Origin of the sequence: Providencia alcalifaciens DSM 30120 (genome assembly GCF_000173415.1) — a bacterium.
Classification (GTDB): domain Bacteria; phylum Pseudomonadota; class Gammaproteobacteria; order Enterobacterales; family Enterobacteriaceae; genus Providencia; species Providencia alcalifaciens.
In genome coordinates, this window is sequence record NZ_ABXW01000010.1 from 1 (window position 1) to 623 (window position 623).

General features: G+C 39.8%; 1 protein-coding gene. It reads left to right on the forward strand.

What is annotated here, in order from left to right:
* Nucleotides 1-289 (forward strand): lysis system i-spanin subunit Rz (locus tag PROVALCAL_RS02930; RefSeq protein ID WP_006657594.1); only part of this gene is annotated, 289 nt, incomplete at its 5' end.
* Nucleotides 290-623: the final 334 nt, after the last annotated feature.

The following is a 623-nucleotide window of genomic DNA, read 5'->3' on the forward strand; positions in this document are numbered from 1 at the left end:
CAACTCCCTTCACGAACTCGACACCAAACACACAACGGAACTCACTAATGCAAAAGCTGAAATTGACCAGTTACGTATTGCTGCTGAGCGTAATCCTGAGCGGGTGTACATTAGAGCCAGTTGTCCGAAAGGGGACGCTAATTCCACCTCCGGCATGGATGATGGAGCAACCGCCAGACCTACTGACTCCGCTATCAGAAATTATTGGTTACTCAGACAACGAATCGCAGAGTCAAAGCAAATGATACTTGGCTTGCAGGATTACATTAGAACAGAGTGTTTGAGGTAAAATCCCCCTCATCAATCCAATGAGGGGGAACGATGAGCCTAACAAAATTTAAACATTCTTACTCATCTTAAATACAAAATAGGAATTAACCAAATTTTATAAAAAAAGCAACGATTGATACGGCTATTAAATGTATTTTCTCTTTTGACCGGATAGTATATTAATAGCTATCTTAATCTACGAGGTTGTTTTTGATGCTCCTGTTACATTATTGAGTTGACTTAACCATGTTAACTCGGTTCCAACAAGAGAAAGTGTTTTACCTGTTGAGCTCGTTTGTAACGAATATTCGCAGTGTGATACTCGTTTAATTAATGGCGTTTTCCCATCAAGT